The organism is Paraburkholderia madseniana (assembly GCF_009690905.1).
In the GTDB taxonomy this organism is placed as follows: Bacteria; Pseudomonadota; Gammaproteobacteria; order Burkholderiales; family Burkholderiaceae; genus Paraburkholderia; species Paraburkholderia madseniana.
This window is the reverse complement of the sequence record NZ_VOSW01000050.1, coordinates 17,857-39,647: the sequence shown is the minus strand read 5'-3', so window position 1 is coordinate 39,647 and position 21,791 is coordinate 17,857. Positions and strand designations below refer to the sequence as shown.

General features: G+C 59.1%; 18 protein-coding genes. 11 read left to right on the top strand and 7 right to left on the bottom strand.

Annotated elements, in window-relative coordinates; genetic code table 11:
* Nucleotides 1–98 precede the first annotated feature (98 nt).
* Complete coding sequence (locus tag FSO04_RS25050) at nt 99–1,781, bottom strand: tannase/feruloyl esterase family alpha/beta hydrolase (RefSeq protein WP_154563544.1); 1,683 nt, start codon at nt 1,779–1,781, stop codon at nt 99–101.
* A complete protein-coding gene (locus FSO04_RS25045; RefSeq protein ID WP_154563542.1) occupies nt 1,778–2,884 on the bottom strand; it encodes an OpgC domain-containing protein in 1,107 nt (368 codons plus the stop codon). The genes FSO04_RS25050 and FSO04_RS25045 overlap by 4 nt, the downstream gene beginning before the upstream one ends.
* A 398-nt stretch (nt 2,885–3,282) precedes the next feature.
* Here FSO04_RS25045 and FSO04_RS25040 point away from each other — a divergent pair, with 398 nt between their 5' ends.
* From FSO04_RS25040 to FSO04_RS25025, 5 genes are all read left to right on the top strand, one after another.
* Complete coding sequence (locus FSO04_RS25040; protein ID WP_154563539.1) at nt 3,283–4,467, top strand: acyltransferase family protein; 1,185 nt, start codon at nt 3,283–3,285, stop codon at nt 4,465–4,467.
* Between the two features lie 191 nt (nt 4,468–4,658).
* Nucleotides 4,659–4,790 carry a hypothetical protein gene (locus FSO04_RS48355; protein ID WP_267905046.1) on the top strand — a complete coding sequence of 44 codons (132 nt, stop codon included), beginning with the start codon at nt 4,659–4,661 and terminating at the stop codon, nt 4,788–4,790.
* 1,702 nt (nt 4,791–6,492) lie between these two features.
* Nucleotides 6,493–6,837, top strand: a complete 345-nt coding sequence (locus FSO04_RS48780) for a CFI-box-CTERM domain-containing protein (RefSeq protein WP_414693460.1) — start codon at nt 6,493–6,495, stop codon at nt 6,835–6,837.
* A 175-nt stretch (nt 6,838–7,012) separates the two neighbouring features.
* Nucleotides 7,013–7,669, top strand: a complete 657-nt coding sequence (locus FSO04_RS25030) for an RNA-dependent RNA polymerase family protein (RefSeq protein ID WP_154563537.1) — start codon at nt 7,013–7,015, stop codon at nt 7,667–7,669.
* A 642-nt stretch (nt 7,670–8,311) separates the two neighbouring features.
* Nucleotides 8,312–9,589 carry a hypothetical protein gene (locus tag FSO04_RS25025; protein ID WP_166618243.1) on the top strand — a complete coding sequence of 426 codons (1,278 nt, stop codon included), beginning with the start codon at nt 8,312–8,314 and terminating at the stop codon, nt 9,587–9,589.
* A 235-nt stretch (nt 9,590–9,824) separates the two neighbouring features.
* Here FSO04_RS25025 and FSO04_RS25020 read toward each other — a convergent pair whose 3' ends face one another.
* Together FSO04_RS25020 and FSO04_RS25015 are read right to left on the bottom strand one after the other, a co-directional pair.
* A complete protein-coding gene (locus tag FSO04_RS25020) occupies nt 9,825–10,187 on the bottom strand; it encodes a hypothetical protein (protein WP_154563531.1) in 363 nt (120 codons plus the stop codon).
* 73 nt (nt 10,188–10,260) lie between these two features.
* On the bottom strand, nt 10,261–11,079 hold the full coding sequence (locus FSO04_RS25015; RefSeq protein WP_154563528.1) for a hypothetical protein: 819 nt from the start codon (nt 11,077–11,079) through the stop codon (nt 10,261–10,263).
* A gap of 439 nt (nt 11,080–11,518) precedes the next feature.
* Here FSO04_RS25015 and FSO04_RS25010 point away from each other — a divergent pair, with 439 nt between their 5' ends.
* Nucleotides 11,519–12,856, top strand: coding sequence for a hypothetical protein (locus FSO04_RS25010; RefSeq protein ID WP_199203063.1), 1,338 nt, complete (start codon nt 11,519–11,521; stop codon nt 12,854–12,856).
* Nucleotides 12,857–13,150: 294 nt separating this feature from the next.
* Here the strand turns inward: FSO04_RS25010 and FSO04_RS46450 are convergent, their stop codons facing one another.
* Together FSO04_RS46450 and FSO04_RS25000 are read right to left on the bottom strand one after the other, a co-directional pair.
* Nucleotides 13,151–14,521 (bottom strand): DnaJ domain-containing protein, encoded by a 1,371-nt coding sequence (locus FSO04_RS46450; RefSeq protein ID WP_166618242.1) that lies wholly within the window; start codon nt 14,519–14,521, stop codon nt 13,151–13,153.
* Between the two features lie 383 nt (nt 14,522–14,904).
* Nucleotides 14,905–15,540, bottom strand: a complete 636-nt coding sequence (locus tag FSO04_RS25000; protein WP_154563522.1) for a hypothetical protein — start codon at nt 15,538–15,540, stop codon at nt 14,905–14,907.
* A 219-nt stretch (nt 15,541–15,759) separates the two neighbouring features.
* On the opposite strand from FSO04_RS25000, the gene FSO04_RS24995 reads away from it, so the two are divergent.
* The 5 genes from FSO04_RS24995 (at nt 15,760) to FSO04_RS24975 (ending at nt 20,294) form a co-directional block, all read left to right on the top strand.
* Nucleotides 15,760–16,323: a hypothetical protein gene (locus tag FSO04_RS24995; RefSeq protein ID WP_154563519.1), complete on the top strand. Its 564-nt coding sequence runs from the start codon at nt 15,760–15,762 to the stop codon at nt 16,321–16,323.
* Nucleotides 16,324–16,762: 439 nt separating this feature from the next.
* The gene (gene istA / locus FSO04_RS24990; protein WP_154563605.1) at nt 16,763–18,304 is read left to right on the top strand and encodes an IS21 family transposase; all 1,542 of its coding nucleotides are present in this window, start codon (nt 16,763–16,765) and stop codon (nt 18,302–18,304) included.
* A gap of 12 nt (nt 18,305–18,316) precedes the next feature.
* Nucleotides 18,317–19,075: an IS21-like element helper ATPase IstB gene (istB, locus tag FSO04_RS24985; protein WP_154563517.1), complete on the top strand. Its 759-nt coding sequence runs from the start codon at nt 18,317–18,319 to the stop codon at nt 19,073–19,075.
* Nucleotides 19,076–19,705: 630 nt separating this feature from the next.
* Entirely contained in the window at nt 19,706–19,903 is a 198-nt protein-coding gene (locus FSO04_RS24980; RefSeq protein ID WP_154563515.1) for a DUF3562 domain-containing protein, read from the top strand.
* Between the two features lie 166 nt (nt 19,904–20,069).
* Nucleotides 20,070–20,294, top strand: coding sequence for a hypothetical protein (locus tag FSO04_RS24975; RefSeq protein WP_154563513.1), 225 nt, complete (start codon nt 20,070–20,072; stop codon nt 20,292–20,294).
* 39 nt (nt 20,295–20,333) lie between these two features.
* On the opposite strand, the gene FSO04_RS24970 is transcribed toward FSO04_RS24975, so the two are convergent.
* On the bottom strand, nt 20,334–21,320 hold the full coding sequence (locus FSO04_RS24970) for a CHAD domain-containing protein (protein ID WP_154563510.1): 987 nt from the start codon (nt 21,318–21,320) through the stop codon (nt 20,334–20,336).
* Nucleotides 21,321–21,791 lie beyond the last annotated feature (471 nt).

Sequence of the window (21,791 nt, the reverse complement as noted above, 5' to 3'; positions counted from 1 at the left end):
GCAGCGCAACCGCGAGATTTCGGAGGAACGGATACCGCCGGCGAGCGTGTCAGCCTTTCAGGGCCAGCCGGGGCTCTTGCCGGACAGGTCGGACCCCGTCACGGTTCGGCGCACGCGAAACTGCTGGCGAGATTCACATTGCCCTTGCCGCTATAGCGGGGAAACAGCGGGTAACGACACAACGGACGCGAGCGCCCGTTGGTCGCGGCCGCGATATCCGTAGCGGTCAACGTTTCGGGCGATACGCCACGCGTCACCCAATTGTCGAGCGCACCCAGCAGATCCACCGAGGGGATGAACACCCCGCTGCCATGCTGGAAACCCGGCACCATGTAGAGCCGCATGAACGCATCGACCTGGTCGATGCCGAATCGATCGATCAGCGCTTCGTAGTAGGCGATCGTCTGGTTCGGGCTGATGACTTCGTCGGCGAGGCCTTGCAGTGTGATGAGCTTGCCGCCCCGCGCAATGTAGCGGGCCAGGTCGGGGTTCATCGCGCCGATCGTCTGTGAGAGCGCGATGAGCTCGCCGCGATATTTGCCGGGATGAAGCGGGTCGAACCTGAGCGAGTCGAACTCCGCATCGCGGGCCACGAAGTAGCGGATGTAGCCGTCGCCCTGCGCGAACAGGTAGCCATTGGCGAAGAAGGTCGGCACGGGCAAGCGCCCGGCTTGATGCCCGAGGCCGAGCATGCCGGTCAGATGCGTGCCCTGAAAGACGTTGTAGCCGCTATAGCCGCTAACATTCCACGCCAGCTTGTAGGGCAACGACAGGCCATCGCGCATCACCAGCAAAGTGGAGAGCTGTGTGTCGGTGAGGCACTCGTCATGCGAGGGGGCTCGTCCGGCGCAGCGCAACGAGGCGATGATTTCCGCCTCGTGTTCCTTGCATCCCTCGACGTCGCTGACGATGCCGTCCGCGGCGCCATCGAGCCGATCGCAGACCGCAAGCGTGCGTTGATACACGTGTTCGAGCAATAGCGGTGGAATGAAACCGCCGGGCGTCGCGTATTCCGCCTGACCGAGCTTCACGCCCATCAAACGCACGCCGGAAAAATTGAGCGCGGGCGAGTTGGCGATCACGCCGTCGTAGTCGTCGGGATAGCGCTGCATCACCGTGTAGCCTTCGCGGCCGCCCGTCGAGCCACCAGCGAAATACATCCGCTGCGGCGGCCGGCCATAAGCGCGTGCAATCAGCGCGAGCGCGGCGTCGTGCGTTTTCTTCAGATGCGCATAGCCGAAATTCGTCACCGCCTCATCCACGAGGCCGAACACCGCGAGCGATGAATCGCCCACATGCCCCGAGTCGTCGCCGAAGGTCGCATAGCCTTGCGCGAGCGGTGCGCGATCCGGAGAGAACGGCATCACACCCGTCCCGCTCACCACCACGCCGTTATAACCCCCGCCGCCGACCTGCAGCGCGCGGCCGTTCCAGCGGCGCGGCAGATTCAGGTCGAAGCGAATATCAGGCGTGCTGGCCTTGAGCGCCTTGATGCGCCCGGTGATACGGCAATATTCGCCACCTTGCTGATTGCCGGGTGCCGTGGCCGCGACCATCGCCGCACTTTCGATCTGCGCGCCCGCCGTGGGCAAAGCGATCAGTTCGGGGGGCAACACCGCGCCCGCGAATTCCGCGCAACGCATGTCGAGCGGCGCGTCCTTGGGCGCGGCGAATGCCTGTGAGGCGTTCGTCAGGCATAGCACGGCGCCGGCCACCGTGACGGCTGTGCGTGAACGCCCCGTAGAAAGCCCATGGCGGACATGGCGCACCCGCGCCCTCATCCGTAACCCGCGCCGTTGACAGCGGCGCGCGAGCGCGGCCCTTTCCAGTCGTTCCAGCCGCGCGCGATCATCAGCACCGCACCGATGGCGACCAGATCGCCGCCGAGTCCGATCAACGTGCCGCGAAAACCGTGGAACGTATGCGGCGTTGCCGTATCGACGATCAACGACACCAGCGTCCCGCCGACAAAACACACGAGCCCGGTACGGCCGACCGTCACCACGGCCGGCAACCGCTGTGCGAGCCACGCGATGCTGCCCGTGCGCACGAACTGCGCGGCGAGCCAGGTGATGACGAGAAAGTTGATCACGCGTTCCACGGAAAGGTTCTGTTTATTCACGCCGGGCAGCGGCTGCGTCAGCACAAAGAGTTTAACAATGGCGAACGCCAGCACCGCGACCACCGCGGCACGTGTAAACCAGTGCGCCGTGCGGGTGGCGTGAAAGCGCTCGCTGACGGGTTGCACCCGGCACAGAATGCCGAGCACGAACATCAGTTGCCATGCAAACGGATTAAAAGCCCAGTCGGCCACGTCGTCAATGCTGAATAGCGCGGCCAGCGGCCGGGCAAGCGCCCAGATCGTCACGCTCAGGCCCAGCGCCGCGAGCGACGACCGGCGCGCCAACGGCACCACGAATGGCACGAATAGCGCAAAGATCACGTACATGGGCAGCACGCTCGACAAATACGGCTGACGCCGCAGCACGGCAATATCGAACGCTTCGCGCAGCGGTTGAACCGCGAACGGCTGCCAGCCGGTCAGGTCGACCATCGGCTGGTTCAGATGCAATACCGCGAGGACGGCGCCGGACAGCAGCGTCAATACGGCCGTCAATAGATAGGCGCGATAGATCTCCCAGCAGCGCCTGACGAAACGCATCTTCGCCGCACTCTCGCCGCGGCCCGCGAGTACCGCTGTAAACGCTGCCGCCGATGCATAGCCGCCGAGGAACACGAACACTTCCGCCGAGTCGCACAGGGCATAAGTGTGCAACATCAGATGCGACAGCGCGCTACCGGGAATGTGGTCCAGCACGATGACGATCAACACGACGCCGCGGAAGAAATCCACTTCGATCGAGCGTCCGCGGCGGGTGTCCATTCTGGTTCTCGCAAGATGGCGCGTGCGTGCAATGCGCCGTGAAAAGCGGTCATACACAGGGAGTTCCATGTAGGAACTCCATGAGAATAAAACGTTCCCAGCGAGACCGTGCGCCACGTCGACACACGCTGACAACCTCCCCCTAAATACGTTCGGAGTGCCGGCAATCTGAAAATCAGATGTCGGCATGCCGTAATACTGATTCGTCACGCTCCGGTTGGTGGAAACTCTTGCAGCAAGTTTTGCGGCTTTCAAACCATCCAGCACGAGCACGATCGGTAAAGGTCACTGAAAAAAATCATCGATTGCGATGCGCGATTTTTTTCGCTTTTTTTCATCGTAGTCTCGCCCTGAACGGCAGCGCCTTGCGCACCGCCTTCGCACTGGAAGATAACCACATGAACAACAGGATTGCAGGCTTCGACGGATTGCGCGCGATTGCAGTCCTGATGGTCTTTTTTCAGCACCGTTTTTTCGGCGACATCGGCGAAATTGGCCATCTTGGCGTGTGGATCTTCTTCGCGCTGAGCGGCTTTCTGATCATCGGCATTCTGTCCGCGCAACGCGCTCGCATCGAAACAAACGGCAGCCGGTTCGGTGTGGAACTGAAGCGCTTTCTGTTTCGCCGCACGTTGCGCATTTTTCCGATTTACTACCTGATGCTGGTGGTGATGTGCGTGCTAATGGCGCTCGGGATGGCGAGCCCGGAGCTCGCGAGTGGCATGCCGTTTCATTTCGCCTATCTGTCGAACTTCTGGATCGGCTCGGTGCTGCATTACTGGCCGGGGCGTTACTCGCATCTCTGGAGCCTCGCGATCGAAGAGCAGTTTTATCTCGTGTTTGCGCCGTTATTGCTGCTGGTTGCGGCGCGGCGGCACCGCGCGGTGTGCCTCGCAATCGTCGCGGTTGGACTGGTTTCGCTACTGGCGATGCGTGCCGCACAGTGGCAGGACATTACGATCTATACGCATCCGCTGACCAACTTCTGGCTACTGGCCTTGGGCGGGATTGGCGGCTTGATGATCGCCGGAAAAGAGAGCCGTTTGCGCATCGTGCTCGGGCATGGCATGACGCTGTTCGTGTTGAGCGTTTGCCTGGTGGGCTTTTGTGCGACTGAGCCTATGTGGAGTCAGTTGGACAGTTCGCTTGCCTTCACGACGGTCAGCGCCTTGTATGGCCTCTGTATCGCGGCACTGGTGTGTTCAATTGCGTGCTGCCGCAACGCCGCCGTGATCGGCCTGCTCGAAACCGGCTGGCTGACGAACTTTGGGCGCATCAGCTACGGCTTTTATCTCTATCACAATCTGATTCCGGACCTGACCCGCAACCACCACGCCACGGCGTTCTTCGGCGGTGCCGTGCCGCTGTGGGCGCATGTTGCCGGAATTGTCGCGTCGTTCCTGATTTCGCTGACGATGGCCGTGTTGTCCTGGCGCCTGATCGAAGCACCCATTCTTCGCTTGAAAACACGGCGTGCGCCGTTGGACACCACGACACCAACTACTACGCAAACACCGGCCTCTTTTGCTGCCCGCAACGGGCATGCGTTGAGAGAAAAAAGCACCGCTTCAGATGCCGCCTGAAGGACTCATTCATTACGTTCTGCTTTCATGCGACATGAGTAAGGGCGCGGTATCATGCGGCCTCACTTAGCCGGCTGCTTCGACCCTTGCGCGACACGCAGGCACTGAACAGGCCGAACGATAAAAACAAGCCACTGCCCGCGCGAACTCCGGTCCACCTGGTCCGCGCGGTTGGCTCGCGGACTTCAACGATGTTTCATTTCAGTTTCGCCAACGGCGTGCTTGGCGCGAGCCTGCAGACGCTCAGCCTTTACGCGCTGCTCGGCATTGTTGCGGCGCTATTGCTGGGCGGAATGGTCAAGGGCGTGGTCACCTCGATTTAAGAGGTATGGACATACCACCCCGACATTGCTTTTGCTATGGACGACCCTCACCGGATTTGCTGCGGCATCCTTTGCGCTTTTGATTACGCTCAGCGAAGAAAAATCAGTCTGAAGAAGCCTCATTTCGTGGCTTTTGCCGCCGCAGGCGGCCCCCCCTCTTGAAGGCAACGCTTTTGCCGCGTAGGCGGCCCCTCTCTCTCGAAGGCAGCGATTTCGCGATTAGAGCGTTTAATGCATCAGTACGAGGGGTGCGATTTGGTCTTCAAATCTCAAAGAGCCGTATGCCTGCATATTGCCGCCAACTTGGTCAAGATGCGCGCAAGCGAACCGCGGCCGTCAGGCGCCTTGTAGGGGGCACGTGGAAAATCGCCGGGGTGACAGTCCTGTCCGTTCGAGATACGCCAAATGATTTGACAAGGGCTTGAAGCAAAGCCATTTTGCCCGACCCGTTTGCACCCACGAAAGTCGCAATTGACCCAGATAGTGTAGAAAGGACCGGCGCAGGCACATAGCACCGGAAACCAGATAGTCCCAAAGCATCTTGCTGGGAGGCTGTGCTGTGTTCTTCTAAAAATCCATGCGGTGTAATGATAGCCCACGCGTATCGTTCTGCGTCCGCGCGCCCTTGCTAATTTCGGCCGATTACTAGTGTCGAAAACGACCAGCGAGTTTGGGCGGTGGTACCAGCACGCGAAGGTGAGCTATGGAGGCAAGGCGCGACGGGCGATTTAGCTAAGTTCCGTCGCCACTTGAAACGGCGCCCCCGGATTACGCTTATTTTTCGGGTTGTGGAGTCTCCCGCTGAGATGACCGCTTCATTGTCATGTCGAACTGTGGCGTGGCGTGAGGGAGAAAATTTCAAATCTACACGCTGTAGACCCCACCACAGCGGCTGTATAAAAACTATCGACGCAAATTTTAGATAGTTTTTTTAAATTACCGGAGCCCGATGATTACCACTATCAAATGGAGATTCTCTCCATATCCCGCCAAACTTAGCCCCTTGCTGGCCACCTGTAGAGGGCGAATGAGGCGGTGGCGTGGCCAGCCCAACAGGCACGCCGTATCGCAGTTTCATTCGTTAGCTCTAGTCGGAGGCGACGAGTCAGGTGAACCGGTGTCGAACAATCCCGAGGAAAATCTGGAGCGAATCGTCCGTATGACAAAGGAGGAATGTCCGTTCGCACTCGACTGCAACGAGCCCGACTGGAACGCTGGCTTCGATTTTGACCCGCAGCGCAACTTTCTACCTATTTCGAGCATAGAGTCCGATAGCAAACGGAATTGGGTCAAGACGGCCACATTAAAAGTTTTCTGAGCTGCGCTTGTTGGTTAGGGGAAGTCTGGGTGTATTCGGATTCGCCGACCTTGGAAAGGCGGTCGCGACTTCAACAAAGCCGTTTTGGCGCAGTTCGGCAGATGATTCAGCGGCGTATTGAACGCTGGATAGCCCCAGGAGCAAGCGTTCTCTGGAGCACCTCTGCCAGTTTGGGCGATAACAACTAAGTGCTCCGACGCCGCTGAATAAGCGATGGAGCGTTTCAAGAATAGGACTACTTACATCCGTTGTGTTGGGCTAGAGGCGATAACCGCGTTCTTCGACAACAACGGATTGGCGCGGACTCGCCTCTCCTAGAAAACCAAGATTTCGCCTCTGGAAAACCACTTTGGACTCAATTGCACGCTCTACGGCGGTTCATTCATGATGTTCTCGAGAGGCGAGCTCTCGGAGCTTGCGCGAGCCGAATGGTTCTGCCGCAAACATGTTTCGCACTATCTGTGGACGCAGCCTTTACCCGTCCTATCTGGCACGCCAACTGCATATGGCGACCCAAATCACGTCGATGTCATGTATTTACGGCAATTCCGTGACACCGTGCTTAATCAAAGTGCGCCGGGGCGCGCTTTCGTCGCGTGGTACTGGCATACGGGCCCCAAACTGGCGCGGTTAATTGGCTGGTCGGCCATATTGCGCTCGACCGCAAGATTTGGCATTCACGGATTGGTTATCGTGTTGCAGCGAATGTGCAATATACAAACTCATTGACTATTTAGATGTTGTCGCCGCTGTCCGTCTGCCCCGGATGCCGGAATTCCAATGGGCCACCAACGCAGACCGCGAATCGCTGCATGAGAATCCTTTTTCGTAAGCACCCGGTCATCCCATCTTGAGTTGCATTGAAGGTCTTGGGAGCATCGTGTCCACTTAAATAGGTGGACACGTGAACACTATCGAAGAAGAAGTCCCGCCTGGCCGGCGTCGACGCCGTCGCTATATCGACGACCTGATAATTTTTGCGCCCAATCGGAGTCGTGCCTTGAAAGGCTTGAAACAACTCAAGCATGAACTCAAGCGATTTGGACTTGATGCTTACGACCCGCCGACAAAAGGTAGTCCCGCGGCCTCGGCAAAGGCAGCGGCGGGGGAAACCAAGAAGGGATGCTCCTTTCTTGGCTGCGACGTATCTCCGGAGGCCATCTCGCCGGGAAAACGTGCCCGCGTCTCCTTGCTAGCCAAGGTGGATGCTCTCTGCAACAAGGCGCTCACAAGTCAACGACATCTGAAGACCGGCACATCGGAGCCAGTGACGTTAGGCTCCGACCCGACGCTGCTCAGCACGCTCTGGCGCGTCTCCAACACGGTCCGCGCATGGGGTGCGGCGTTCTCTTTTTGTACTGACCACCGCATCTTCCGACAGCTGGATGCGGATGTTGCGGAGAAAGTGGTCGATTTCCGGCGACTATGGCGCGCAAAGACGAGTTCGCTCAGCGCGGCGGACCGTCAGCGTCTGCTGGGAATGAGTCTGCTGGACGACACGCACTTCGATACATCGTTTGCGGAGTTGGTGGCTTCGCGAGCTGGAACGCGAGGGACGTAGGACCGGTCGCTGCCCACGTTTTTCATCGACAACGGGCGGCCAGACAACCCGCGCGAGTTCGCGAAGACCATTTACCGCCGAATTCGTACACGCTTGTGACGCCGCCTTAACAACGTCGCCGAACAACTTCAATGCTGGAGCTAGGCGTTGCGATACCTGAAGCCTGCATCGGAAGATGCCGAAAGGCGCTGGAGGCAAGAGATGACAAGGTCTGAGGCCGCGGAGACGCGCCGTTCGTGGCTACCGCAGAAGGGGCAGAGCGAATCGGCTATCCAATTACTGTCATTGCACTCCCTTTTCTGGATGTTGATTTCCGGATGAGATGTTGAGCATCTTGAGGGGTATAACGCGACGGGATTGGCATGATTTGCCCGATGTGCAGAAACCCAACGTTTTCTGTGCAGATTCGAACTGAGCCTAGTCGTGCTGACGTGGATTATGTTCTTTACGATGCGGTGGGAGAGCTTCTTTTACTGAGGGCGACATTGCGCTAAAGCGAACGCAGGTGATACCAGTCGTAGTGCGCGCGCGAATGCGGAGCCAAGGCTCGTTGCTAAGTATTCGGCCCCGGAAACATGTGTTGCGGGTTATTTTTACGGGGTGCCGGCAAGGGCACCTTGGCTTTCTATGAGGTTCTTTCGGATGAAATATCCCTCATTTGAGTCACGCATGTCGCGTGAGCAGGCTACGAAGACGCTGGAGCGCATTTGCGAGCGGCTGGATGCCTGCGCGACCACTGAGTCGGACAAGCCACTAAGCAAATACCTCGAGGACCTGCCCGGGCCTGTTACGGCAAAGCGGCTGTGGGTCGCGGGTTCCTATGCGCGCGGTGCGATGACATGCGGAGACCTCGACCTGGTGATGGAAGTGGACAATCCCGTGTATGACGGGAGTTACCTGAAGCGCATGCTGATTGGGAATCCCCAGCGGGTAAGCCTGTACACAGGGAAGCCCGAAAAGAACAGTTCACATGCCGAGTTCAAAGAGGCCGTACCGGTCTGGCAGGCGGGGAAAGACTGGCGCGCCGCCCTAGCCGCTATTCAGCCGGTCGAATCGGTAGCCCGGTTCGACCGGCCGACCGACCGCATCCCATTTCGGCTAGAGCAAATCGCTGGCAGCCTGACTTGGGCTGAGGCGATGCTCGCGAGTCTCGCGCGGGACGAGTTGAAGTGGCGTTTCGTCCCGCTCGACGAGGTATCGGCTCTGGTTGAGCCGAAGCCGCAAACCGGCGCGCAAAATGAGCTTTACCGCCAGTCCCGGTTCAGTCGCGTCGGTGCGGGCGTCAAGAAGCTCCTGCCTTATGTGCTGGCTTTTGTGCGCCGGTTCGGGCCGGTTGACCTTTCGTGGTCAATGGCCACATCGACCCGGATGACGCATGGAAGCACGCTATTTATCCTGGGGGCGGCACCGGCGCTCGATGAGTTGATGAGCTTCGGCGTCTCTCAGGTCGTGGTGATGCCTCATTTGAACACTCGCGGTCCGAACGGGTTCTGGGTTATCGAGCGGGGGTCGCGCCATCCGCTGGTTACCGCATTCGAGGGGTGCCATGCGTGGGTTATTGCGGATGAGCATGGCGTATCCAGCGTCAGTGGCACCTCGTACCGCGAAGGGAGTAACCGGCCGGTCAACGCCGTCGACATATTCCAGTCCCAAGCAGAAGCAGATGCATTTCTCGTTGACCTGAGCGAGGGGTGCCCGCCTGAAGCTGGTGAGGTGCGCGAAGTGCGGCATATCCAAGGAGCCGCGTTCCTCGATATTCTCGCCAGCTGTGACCTGCTGATGGGAGGGCTGTCCGACACGGTCTTTACCCACGATGGATGGGACCGCGCGCTCCACGCGGGCTTCGAAAGCGAAGACCTGACCCGTTGTACGTTTGATGAGTTGGGCAGGTTGTTCCGACGCACTGCTGAGTGCGCCTGAGTTCAACCGCACCGGCAACGCATGCCGGGGACACTTCCGTTACAGATGGTTGGTCCAACCTGCGTCTACTTATGACCCACCGCCGAATGGGGTCTTTCTCCCTCTCAGCGACTGGGGGAATCCTCCCTCATTACTCGGAGCACAGCTGGGTTTGTCTGTGCCAGAGCCGCCATTTCCACGCGATAACCGTATAGCCGATGACGTCCCAGAGCAATGGCACACGAACTCGAGTGCCCTAGCGCATGAGCTTTTCCCACCAACGCTGGTGCAGTTGCAGAGGCTTCTCGCGGCGTGGGGGCTCGAAGCCCGAGCGCGCGATGAGCACGCCGCAGCGCCGCACGTCGCGAAACCGGAAGACCATCGCGATGATGTCCCGATTGCGCCGGCAGACCGACGAAACACGCAGGGTTTTCGGGTCGATGGTGTGGCAGTCATTGACCCAGGCAAGGCCCAGCGCAATCGCTGTCTCTAGTTCGACATAAAACGTCCCGGCCTCCGGGCTCATCAGCTGCTCGTCGCCGTAGCGCGCGTGCACGAAGTAGCCTTCCGCGGCGGTCTCTGGGAATATCACGGGCTTGAGCGCACGGTTGCTGGTCATGGGACACCTATCGGCGAGCAGCTCCCGATTCTATCCGAGTGCGTCGGCGCGCCCCGCCGCGGGGCCGCGCGCCCTACACGACCTGCTTCCGCCATGTCGACGACGTGGCGCTCATGCGCGCGTACGCCTGGTCCAGCCAGTCCGCGCGCGACAGAAGCGGATTGCCCGGCGTGATGCTCGCGCGCGTCTTTTCGCGCAGGAAGAACGGTACCTGGTCGCCAGCGCTCGTCGACGGATGAGGAAAGCTGCCGAGGAACTGGTCCTGTCGGATGAGCCCTGCGTCGACGCAATGTTGCAAGGCGGCGTGCGGCGTGGGTCCGAGGCCGACGTAGAGCGCGTGCGTATTCATGCGCTGTACCGAGGGCAGGAACACCTCCTCGAATTGCTGCCGGTAGATGCGCGACTTCATCACCTGGTCGAAACCGCCGGCGAACATCCGCCAGCCCTTCACTCCGCGCTTGGTGCCCCACTTGAATGCCGCGTTGGGCACCACCGAGGTCGCCTGAAACAGAGCATCGCTCTTGCCCCATAGCTCGACGACGTCGTCGATGCCGAGGAGATTCTCGAACTCGAAGTGGCGCAGCATCTTCAGCAGGTTGGGCCGCATGCTATCGCCGCCGAACGAATTCCGGCGTTTGACAGTGCGCAGTATATCTTCACGGGTGGCGCCCTCGCGCTGCAACTGGGCGAAGGTGGCCAGTGTTCCCCCGATTTGCGTATTGCCCGGCGTGATGCCGACGATGACGAGCTTCGCAGCCGGATTGACATACTCGAACGGGACGTACTGCACCTGATGGCGAGTGTCCTCGTCGACAATCACCGGGCTGGATACCAGCGCCTGGACACCCTCCATTTCCAGTCGCCCCGCGAATTCTGCGTAGTAGTCGCGCATGCGGTCACCTCGTTGTCGTGGTGGGTCGTTTATATCGACTGAAATTAGGCATTTCAAGCACCCTTGTGCGATAAAAATTTCCGCGAAGGGGCGGTGAGGGAAAGGCTGCCCGACATAGTCAAGCCGTAGTTTCGGTCTACGAGGCGGACACCAAGGGGAAACCTACTCCCGAATCTACGCGGCTATTTCTCCCAAATCTCTGTCGGCCTCGCCCACGTTCGGTGTCGCTCCCGCCCCAACGCCCCTGTCGGCAACACCTCGCGCTGTTCGCCGTAACCTCTGCGCGCATTGACCCGCGACTGCGCACAGCGGAGCCGTTCGAAGTCGCCGACAGAAATCTGAAGGTCGCGAGGCCACGCGGGTGTCAGTTCGAACGTTCGCTAGCAGGACGCCGAGGAGTTCGAGGGAGGTGCGAATTTCCGCCGGTGCCGGCAACTCCTTGGTCAAAAAAACGCCTTCATCGATTTCTGCCTGCATGGACGGTCTAGCGGGCGGTTTTATACTCGCCACTGTTCCTGCCGACGTCAACGCGCAGCCCAAGCGTATATGTCCGTCTACGCGGGATTTCATCGCTTGGGTAGACCATTGTTTTTGTTTTTCGAGTCTGCGGGGTATGAAGATGGGTTGGGAATACACTGACTTTCATCGCGAGGAGCTTTACCAGCAAGTGTGGACCGAGCCGGTTACCAAGGTGGCGAAACGCTATGCGATTTCCGACGTTGGACTTCGGAAAATATGCCTGGACCTTGAAGTGCCGCTCCCGCCGGTCGGCTACTGGGCAAAACTGGCTGCAGGCCGGGCCGTGAAGAGGCCGCCCCTCGGCGCGACGAAGGGACCAACGACTTATCGCCGTTCTAGGTACGTTGCGCCGTTGGACGACGAGTTCGATGCCCGATATCGTGAAAGTCTTGCAGAAGACTTACCGCATCGCCCCGCAATACCAGACCTTCCCCTGCGGACATCTCTGGAGGACTGTTTGCCTCTCGCGAAGCGAATCGCGAAGAAGCTTGATGGCAAGGGGCGCGATGCTCCGGGATGGCGCCAGTGTGACGGCGCGGGCCTGATGTGGGTCGACGCATCAAACGCCAACAGCCTGCGCGCGGTGCTGCTCCTCAATCTTGTGCTCGAATCGGTGATGGCCGCAGGCTACGCTATTTCTGCCGATGCTAAAGGCGCCACTCGAGCGTTCGTTTCCGTGCTGGACCTCAAATTGTCGTTCAAAATTCGCGAAAGAAACCGGCGTGAACCTATCCCGCTAACGCGCGAACAGCGACAGAAGAATGAACAGGTCGGACTCAACTTCTACACCCAGCAGTACGAATATCATCCAACGGGCCAATTTGATATCGCGGTGACCGAGCCCGATAGCAGCTATGAGCTGGCAAAAATTGGCGACAGTCGAACCGCGTCTGTTGAAACCAAAGTCGTGGCATTCATAGTCCGGCTTCGTGAGCTTGCGATACGCCAGCGGGTAAAAGCCGAAATCGACGCTAAGCGCCAAGTCATTGCTGAAGCCAAGGCCGCGGAGGAGCGGCGCCAGGCCGAATTACGAACACTGGCGCTGGGGCGTCTCAAGCAAGTCGAAGAGTGGGCGGCTAAACTTGAGCGGGCAAATCGGTTGAGGAACCTTGCCGACAAGTTCCAAACCGAAAAACTGTCCTCAAACGACGGGGTGATTGACGCCGGCTGGATTCGTCGCGCGGCAGATTGGCTGGACCCAACGGTAGTGCGACGTTGGGACGAGGTGGATGGGCGTCGCGACGAGGCAGCCGACTAGCGCTGGTCCGGAGCTCTACGATAACGGCCATTGGCTGCTGAGGGAAGCCGGCAAGCAGTGTCGCAGCCACGACATCATTACTGCCCGAACGCCCGGTAGCCGATGTCTGCGCGGCTAATTCATCTCCCTGATGGCAAAGTCGAGCATCTAGTCCGGGATGTTCGAGGCCATGACGTAGGCGGTGCATGGCGTGCGGCGTAGCAGTAGTTGAGTTCTGGGCTAGAGGTCACACGGCCAACCGGTGTTATAGAAAGGCCGGTCTCTGTCCTTCCAATTGTTTGGTGCCGCTCGCACTCAGACACTCGATACGGTACCCCAAAGCTGCTGTTTCAGTCGTTTCAACGCATCGTCCTCTCCGTACGGATGCGATTCAATAATGACCATGCGCCAGAATGATTGACCGATATGCCGCAGTTCTACATGAACGGCCAAATCCGGCTTTGATGTCAGGTGTCCATCAGCGACCCAGGTCTCGGTGCCGTTGGAGTGGTCCACCGACTCTGGGGCTGAAAGGCTCATGGAAGACGACGTGGTTCTGAGGTAACCCAATACGTACTCACCCATAGAAAGGTTCGGCTCGTCCTCAACTGCAAAAAATAGAGCGGTCCGGTCGCTATCCTCGGCAAACGTGTACACCTTCTGGTTGTCCGCCGTTGTTTTCGACGATGACGTCCAGATGCCATCAACAGTCGCGGTGTTGCCTGTAAGCGGATTGGTCCAAGAAGTGGGTGGTACGTAGGGCGCCGACACATAGCTCTTCGTCGTGCTGGTGCTCGCCAAGGTATTCGGGACTTGCCGGTGAGTCGTTGCCCGCATTGCGGATACACCAAGGAACAGTGCCAGAAACAAAATCCCGAACACGGTCTTTCGTGCAACGCCAGTCTTCCCGGCTCTCACACGGTGCCCTGTATCCACGTCGTATGTCGCCTGCCGGTTCGAGTTTACCTGCCTCTGCTGGTTCCGCATCGTGAAGAGGTTCACAAGAGGCACCCCGCATCCAAGTCCCCGAGCCCATAAAGCAAGGTTGCGACGCGAATATTCAGCGTAGGAGAGTCTGCTTCCGTTCAGCGTCGTGACCTTCAATCCCAGTAGTGCCTTTCCAGGGGTATTGCCAACCGCGCTGTAGACGCCGGCGTCTAGAATCATGGCAATGGGCAGGCACAGAATGGCGAAAAGGCTGCCGCTGCCGGGCCCCGTTATCCACTCGACAAACGCCGCAGAATTGCTACTCAAGTAATAGGAGATGGCGAGTCCAATCACCATAGACTCCCACCATGTATCAAAAATCCGAGCAAAAAATCGAGCGAGCGACGTGCCGAATTCCGGTGCTGGAGGCTGAGCCGGTGTGGCCGATACCGGGGGCTCATCGTCCACCGGACTGCTGGGGTCGTTGCTGGCGTTCGATGTCTGCGTTTCCTCATCTGAGCCAGTGCGGCGCAGAGCTTCGTCCCTTTCCTGTTGCTCCAGTTCGCGGTCGTATGCCGCGCGACGCTCGGGGTCGCTGAGGACGGCGTATGCCTCGTTCAGGATGCGCATGACGCGGGTTGCATCAGGACTTGGATTTCTGTCTGGATGATATCGCTGGCTAAGCGTACGGTATGCGGCCTTAATGACGTCAGCGGGCGCTCCGCGGGTCACCTTGAGGTTGTCGTAGTGGGTATGCATAGAGGATTCCAGTCGCGATTCGCATGCTTGGAGTCAGCACGAAGGCTCATCACGCGTTTATGCGACATATCGGTAGCAAGCCCTGAAACTTGATAGGCGAATACCCGGTGAATCTGACGGCATGCATCCGCGTCTCGGCGTGCTCGGCATCGGCAACAGGCAACTCAAGCTGCTTTTCGTGCGCCATCCCAGCAAGTTTTTCAGCCGGAGGCGCTGGAGCCCCGTCATCCGAAGCAATCTAACTCTCGAGTTCGTAGCTCACGCGGCCGAACTTCGAAGTTGAAGTCCAGCCGCGACTGAATACGGGCTGTCGAATACGAGCGCTCCTAGTGGTAGCAGAGGGGCGCCGCCTCTTCGTGAAGCGACCTCAATGCCGCGCCTGTTCAACCGCCCTTGCTCTTGAACAAGCGCTCGTGCATCCACCCTTCATTGGTCGCAACCAAAACTGCCTTGTAGGGAGCCGGTTCGCCAAGGCCGGCTGCGGCATTCGGATACTGCGACTGAATGGTTGATTGCTTCAGCCAGTCCGGCGCGTCGTCCACGACGTAGGTGTAGTTTACCTGCGAAATCTTCGTGCCAAACATGTCAGCCGGCTCGGTGAAGTTCTCCACTTCCTTCACTTTGTATTTGCCGCCGCAGAAAGCGTCGAAACCGCCGAGGTTTCCCGAGCCGCCCTTGACAAGGTACTTCTTACCCTTATCGGTCAGCGTGAACTGCGTAGCGGCAACCTTCTGGTTCGGAAAGACCGAAGGGACTTCTGTCTCGCTTGCTGAAAGAAGACCGGCGTTCACTAGCGCGGCTGCTTTCTCAGGCTCATGAGCAAAAAAGAACCCTCCCTTCTTCTCAAGAGCGAACGGGGCTTCCTTTCTCGGCAACGCGACGCAAACACCTTTCGTCGTGTTGAGATAATCTTGAATGGCATCAGCGAAGTTGCTCTTACTCGCATCTTTTTTGCTTCCACAACCAGACACCGCGAGCAATGCAACTGTGGACAAGGCAAAGACAATCGACTTCTTCATTTTCTAATTCCTATTTTTATGCGTATTGCTTAGGCCAACTGCGCCGCCCCCGGCGACGCGGTGCAATTATGTCGTCACTCAATCGGTTACTCAACTCCGCCCGGAGCGCCTCCTCTGCTCAATTGGCGATTTCAAAATTTGCCTCGAAATTAGCTAAAGATATCCCTCGTTGTTGCCGTTAACTTCGTCGTCGCTTTTTCAACAATAACGAGGGTTAATGTGAGCATCGGTATCCGACTGTCGGTAGTGGCAGCTGCATTTATGTTGACGGCGTGCGCCGAAACCGGCACCGCTTTGCAAAGCTTGAACAACGGTCTGGCGCAAGTGAATCAAGCCATGGCTCCCTCGGGAGGGAACACACCGTCTTTCTTTGGACCCTCGCTATCTGTGGAGCAGCAAGGGCAGATGCGCGACGCAATCAGTGCATCGCTATCGTCAAGGGATGCCGGGCTCCGCGGCATGGTCGGCTCCGCTCAGCCGGTGCTAGTCGCTGTGATGTCGAAGTCAGCCTGTTATCACGAGTGGAATGCCTCTCGTGTTCTCAGCATGTATACGTCAGCGCAGCTCGGAAATGGCTACATTCCAGCCCCGTTCACCAGCATGAGATATGCGCCTAAGAACCGCTGCTTGAGCATTTTGCGAACGGATTCGTGGACACAGAAGTCCCTGAATGCGTTCACCTTCAGGGCCGTCTACTACAGCCCAGAGAGCGGCGAGAGCCAGGGTCTCACATACGAATTTATCAAGTCGGACGGCTCTTGGCTCCTTAACGCCGTACTTTGAATATTCACCGAAGTCGCTGTGCACCGCCGTTGATAGTCAAGGCGTTATTGGCGCCGCCCGCAGTCGGTAGCCGGTGCATCAGCCATCCGCTTCACGGCGTAAATGAGCTCGGCTGCCCAGACGATGTCACAGCGCTCCCGTGACACATTCCGGGAGCGGCGAGACGAGGCCTAACAGACAAATGGGATAGCAGATGATGTCAGCTTACGTACGGCGGGTTGGCCGTCTCATAGGTGCGTATTCCACGCCAAACCGAACGCTGATTCCACGGCAAACCGAGCACGGATTCCACAGCAAAGCGAGCGCCGATTCCACGGCAAACCGAGCAGGGATTCCACGGCTGCCCGAGCGCGATTTCCACGCGTAACCGAGCAGTAAGCTGGGAAGACGGCGACGCGGGATAACCATGGCACGCTTGACGATTTTGTCGGGCGAGCGAATGTCGAATAAAAGGTTATCCATGCGTCAAATCAAGGAAGTGCTGCGCCTGCGCTTCGTGTGCCAGCGTAGCCAGCGCGAGATCGCGACGACGATCGGCGCATCGAGCGCGACGGTCTGGGACTATCTGGACCGCGTACGGCGCGCGCAACTCGACTTCGAGAAGGTGATGTCAATGGAGGAGGCAGCGCTGGATGCGCTGCTGTTCCCGCCGCCGCCGTCGTCGAGCAGGACACGGCCGGCGCCCAATTGGCCGATGGTGCATCGCGAGCTCGGCAGGAAAGGCGTGACGCTTGACCTGCTGTGGAACGAGTACAAGGCTCAGGAGCCCGAAGGCTACGGCTATAGCTGGTTCTGCAAGCATTACGAACGATGGGCCGCGGCCTTGCCGGTCACGCTTCGCCAGACGCACACGCCCGGCGAGAAGCTGTTCATCGACTACTCGGGCAACAGGCTGGGCATCGTCGATCCACACACCGGGGAGATCCGCGAGGCAGAGCTATTCGTCGCGACGCTCGGGGCATCCAACTATACATACGCCGAAGTCACCTGGACCCAGCAGCTTGAGGACTGGATCGGCTCGCATGTGCGCGCCTTGAATTTCATCGGCGGTTGTGTCGAGATCCTGGTCCCCGACAACCTGAGGTCAGGCGTGCACAAGGCCGATTTCTACGATCCGATTCTGAACCGGACCTATGGCGAGATGGCCGCGCATTACTCCATGGCAATCATCCCGGCGCGCAAACGTCGGCCCCGTGATAAAGCGAAGGTCGAGCAATCGGTGCTCCTGGCGCAGCGCTGGATTCTGGCACGGCTGCGCAACCAGCGGCTGTTCAGCCTCGACGAAGCCAATCGCGCGATCGCCGCGCTGCTCGTCGAACTGAACAACAGGCCGTTCAAGAAACTGCCGGGCTGCCGCCGCAGCGCGTTTGAGGAACTTGATCGTCCGGCACTTCGCCCGTTTCCAGAAAGGCCTTACCAGTACGCGCAGTGGAAGGTTGCTCGCGTCGGCATCGATTACCACGTCGAGCTCGACGAACACTTTTACTCCGTCTCATACTGCCACGCCCGCGAGCAGGTCGACGTGCGCTACACCAAGACGACCGTCGAGATCTTCCTGCGCGGTCAGCGCATTGCCGCGCACGCGAAGAACGAGCGCCGCGGCCACCACACCACGATCGCCGCGCACATGCCGCCGAATCATCGGGCCGCGACCACCGAGTGGAATCCGCAGCGGCTGATCAACTGGGCTATCGACATTGGTCCCCACACCGCTGCGGTGATCGAACACCTGCTTGGCGGTCGCCAGCATCCGCAGCAGGCTTACCGCGCCTGCCTGGGCGTGCTGCGCATGGGCAAGGACTACGGCCATGCGCGGCTGGAAGCCGCCTGCCAGCGTGCCCTTGATCTGAAAGCGCCGAACTACCGGTTCATCGCCTCGACGCTGAAGAATGGCCTGGAGAGCAAGGCCGACGCGGCCGCTATCCAGACCGAACTGCCGCTCACGCACGCCAACGTGCGTGGGCCGTCCTACTACCACTGAAGGAGATCAGACATGCTGCATCACCCGACCGTCGAGCGGCTGCACGAACTGCGGCTGTTCGGCATGGCCGCAGCGCTGGCCGACCAGCAATCCCAGAGCAGCATCGACCAGCTTGGCTTCGAGGAGCGCCTGGGGCTGCTCGTCGAACGGGAAGCAAGCGAACGCCAGTCGCGCCTGCTCACGGCGCGACTGCGCCGCGCTAAGCTGCGTTTCCCTGACGCGGTACCCGAAGACATCAACTACCGCGAGCCCCGCGGACTGGATCGGGCGCTGCTCGCCCGGGTGCTCGCCGGCGAATGGATACGGGCGCACCAGAACGTGATTCTGGTGGCGCCAACCGGGCTAGGTAAAAGCTGGCTTGCATGCGCGCTGGTGAACCAGGCGTGTCGCCAGGGCTTCTCGGCCCGCTATCTGCGCATGCCGAAGTTCAACGAGGAGATGGCCATCGCGCACGGTAGCGGGTGCTACGCGAAGCTGCTCGCAGAGTGGGCCAAGACCGACATCCTCGTCATGGATGACCTGGCCATGGCACCGCTGTCAGATGCGGCGCGGCGTGATCTGCTGGAGGTGCTCGACGACCGGCACGGCCGGCGTTCGGTGATCGTCACCAGTCAGATTCCAGTCGACAGCTGGCATGCTGCCATCGGAGATCCGACACTCGCTGATGCGATTCTCGACCGGCTGGTTCACAACGCGCATCGCTTCACGCTCTCGGGCGAATCAATGCGCAAGCGCCGAAATGGTTTGACCACCGACGGCGACAAGGAGTAAAAAAGCTCACCCCGCGTCGCCATGTCCACCGCGCTCGCTTTGCTGTGGAATGCCCGCTCGGTTTCGCGTGGAATGCTTGCTCGGTTTGCCGCGGAACGGCTGTTCGGTTTGCGTGGAATACGCAGGACGGAGCGCACGCTTGGTGTCGGGCGCCCGCTCCCATCAGCTTTGCAGTATCACCTCCGAAGGCGTCCCAGAGACCATCGACCACGCTCGCGGAGGCGAGATTGCGCGCCTAGTGGCTTCGCGAAAGCATCGCCCCGGGACTGCAGTCTCAGAGCCGCGTTCACCGGCAAGTGCGGTGCCACCCTGCGCGCAGGGTCGTCGAGTTGTCCACACAATCTGTTTGCAAGGCTGTGGACAATTCGCGAGCAAGCCGGCCAAGTCGCTGAAACGATTGGAATTGTGCAGTGCGCGCTCGACGCATGCATTTAACGGGTGAAGCATGTCGTGCACAGAGCTGTGGAGTAAGCACACCACGGCCAACACATACGAACCAATGCAGACAAAAAGAAGACTGCCGCGCGCCGGCGCGATAGGTCGATTCAATTTGCATACGAGTCGACAACAGCGTCTAATCGAGCCGTCCGCAGTCGCCGTTCCCATCTCGTTCAACGCCAGGAGAGAAACATGGCCCACCCCAACGTTGAAGATGTCGTCAAGGCGATTGCCTCTGACACCAATACGTCCACCGAGACAGTGTCGAAGATGTATGCAGACACATGGGCCGAATACAGCGACGGTGCGCGAATCCTGGATTACCTGACCGTCCTGGTCTCCAAACGCGTTCGTGAAAATCTGCGCGGTGTTTCGCGAGACCTACACTAGGCGGCCGCCACAAAGCTCATCAAATTGCCGCACGATACCCAGCGGCGATATCACGTACTGGAAGGGATGTTCAGGGTCCCGGCATTCCCGGGTTTGCCTGTCGTTGACGAAGACAATCCGGTTCGGTACCTTTTGTTAAATCAGAGATACCGCAGAGCAGTGATTGATGGCCGACAACTATGAAACGACCAGAGAAATTGAAATCGAACTGAACGGGTCGCGCTATCGCGGCCGGTATCGCGTTATGAGCGGTACGGTCATCGTCTACTACGAGAACGAAATCAAGTTTGCCGATTGCGGGATGAACGGACCTGAAGTCGTGGCGAAGTGGCTGCTCACCGACCTATCGCGCCGACTCGAAGCGAAGAAGAGAAAATCCGCCGGCAGCTAGCCCACACGGTGGAAAGCGCTGGGCTCGGCGGCCAACTGGTCACCATACGTTGCGCAGCATTTTGTGAGCGGCGCGCATGTGCCGCTTTTTCTGGGCGCCAAGAAACGCCACAGCCTCCTTGACAACATTCGGGTCGCCCAGCTGGAACGAATACTGTCGCAGCAACGTTTCACTGACGACCAGGTCATTGAGCTTGCCCAACTCGTCCTGCACCGCAGTCAGCAACTCGAGGTTTGTTCGATGGCTACCGTCAAGCACTGGCGAAAAGAACTCGAGCAAATATCGGAGTTTCTTCCCTGCGATTCTTACCTCGTGCAGCGCCGCGTAGCCGGGATGTTCAGGCTGAATTGCGCGCTTGACCCGCTTTTTCAGCGCCTTCTCAGCCAGTTCAACACGCTCTTGAGCAAACTCTGCAAGCATCGGACTCGCAGCGTGTGAATCCAGCTGCTGCCGGGCGCCCGTCATTGCCCGTTGCAATATCTCGTCGACGCCAGCGCTACGAATCGTCCTGCGGCTGAATGACAGGGCGTCGGCGCGATGCTCGCCCACTGCGTGAAGAAGCGGCCCCAATGACAGCCGCGCTAGCTGGTCGCCCGTCAAAATGTCGCGGAGCACGTCCCAGTCGCGGGTTCTACCCGCGGCATAGGCCAGATACTTGAACTCCTCGCGCTGAAGTTTGGCGTCTTTCCTGTCGAGTAATGGCTCGTAGGCCCACCAGAGTGAACGCAATCGACGCAGCGCAACCCGAAGCTTATGCAGAACTTCGGGGTCTGCTTTGGCGCGCAGTGTGTGGGCACGACGAACGGCCTCGGCGGAGGTCGACGTCGCAAGGACCACGAAGGCTTCAGCCGCTGACGTCGCCGCGGTTATCGAATCGGCACAAGGCCCGTCCTGTCCGGAGCCCGAAGCGGGGGCGTCAGATTCTTCCTTCGCCGAAGCGGAATAGCGGGAGCTCATTTCTGCGACGCCCTCGAATACAGCAACGTGGAAAAGGAACTGCGCAAGGCCGTGACCTACTTTCAACATACTTTCACAACGTACGCTCGCTGAGCAATACGTTCGACCTGTTCAATCGTACAACGGCAGTCGCCCGGAAACCAATTCAGTCATCGGTTTAGCCTTCTGGGTGTTTGCGGTCCTACGGGGCTGCACGGATAGGAGCACTTTCTTTACCGCCTTTTTACTTGCCGCAGGGTTTGAAGGGCGCCTAGAATTTCTACAACATTAAACAGAGGACTGGTGCTTTGGACAATCGATGTCGTCGATTTTCGAACAGCTTCACTGTCTGACCGGCAGGACGTCCGAGCTCTCTTTTTCACAGCCACCGTCTTGCCAGCAGGCAGATGGTGCGCGCCGTAGCCACTTTCTCCGTGCACCCTGATGAGCGCCATCTGGACGCAGCGATTGCGCGCGTTCGCTTGGCACCGATTCGCGAGCGTCAACTCGCGGCTGCGTTCGCTCGCGCATTTTCAATTCATTGGTGCGGTCGGGCACATG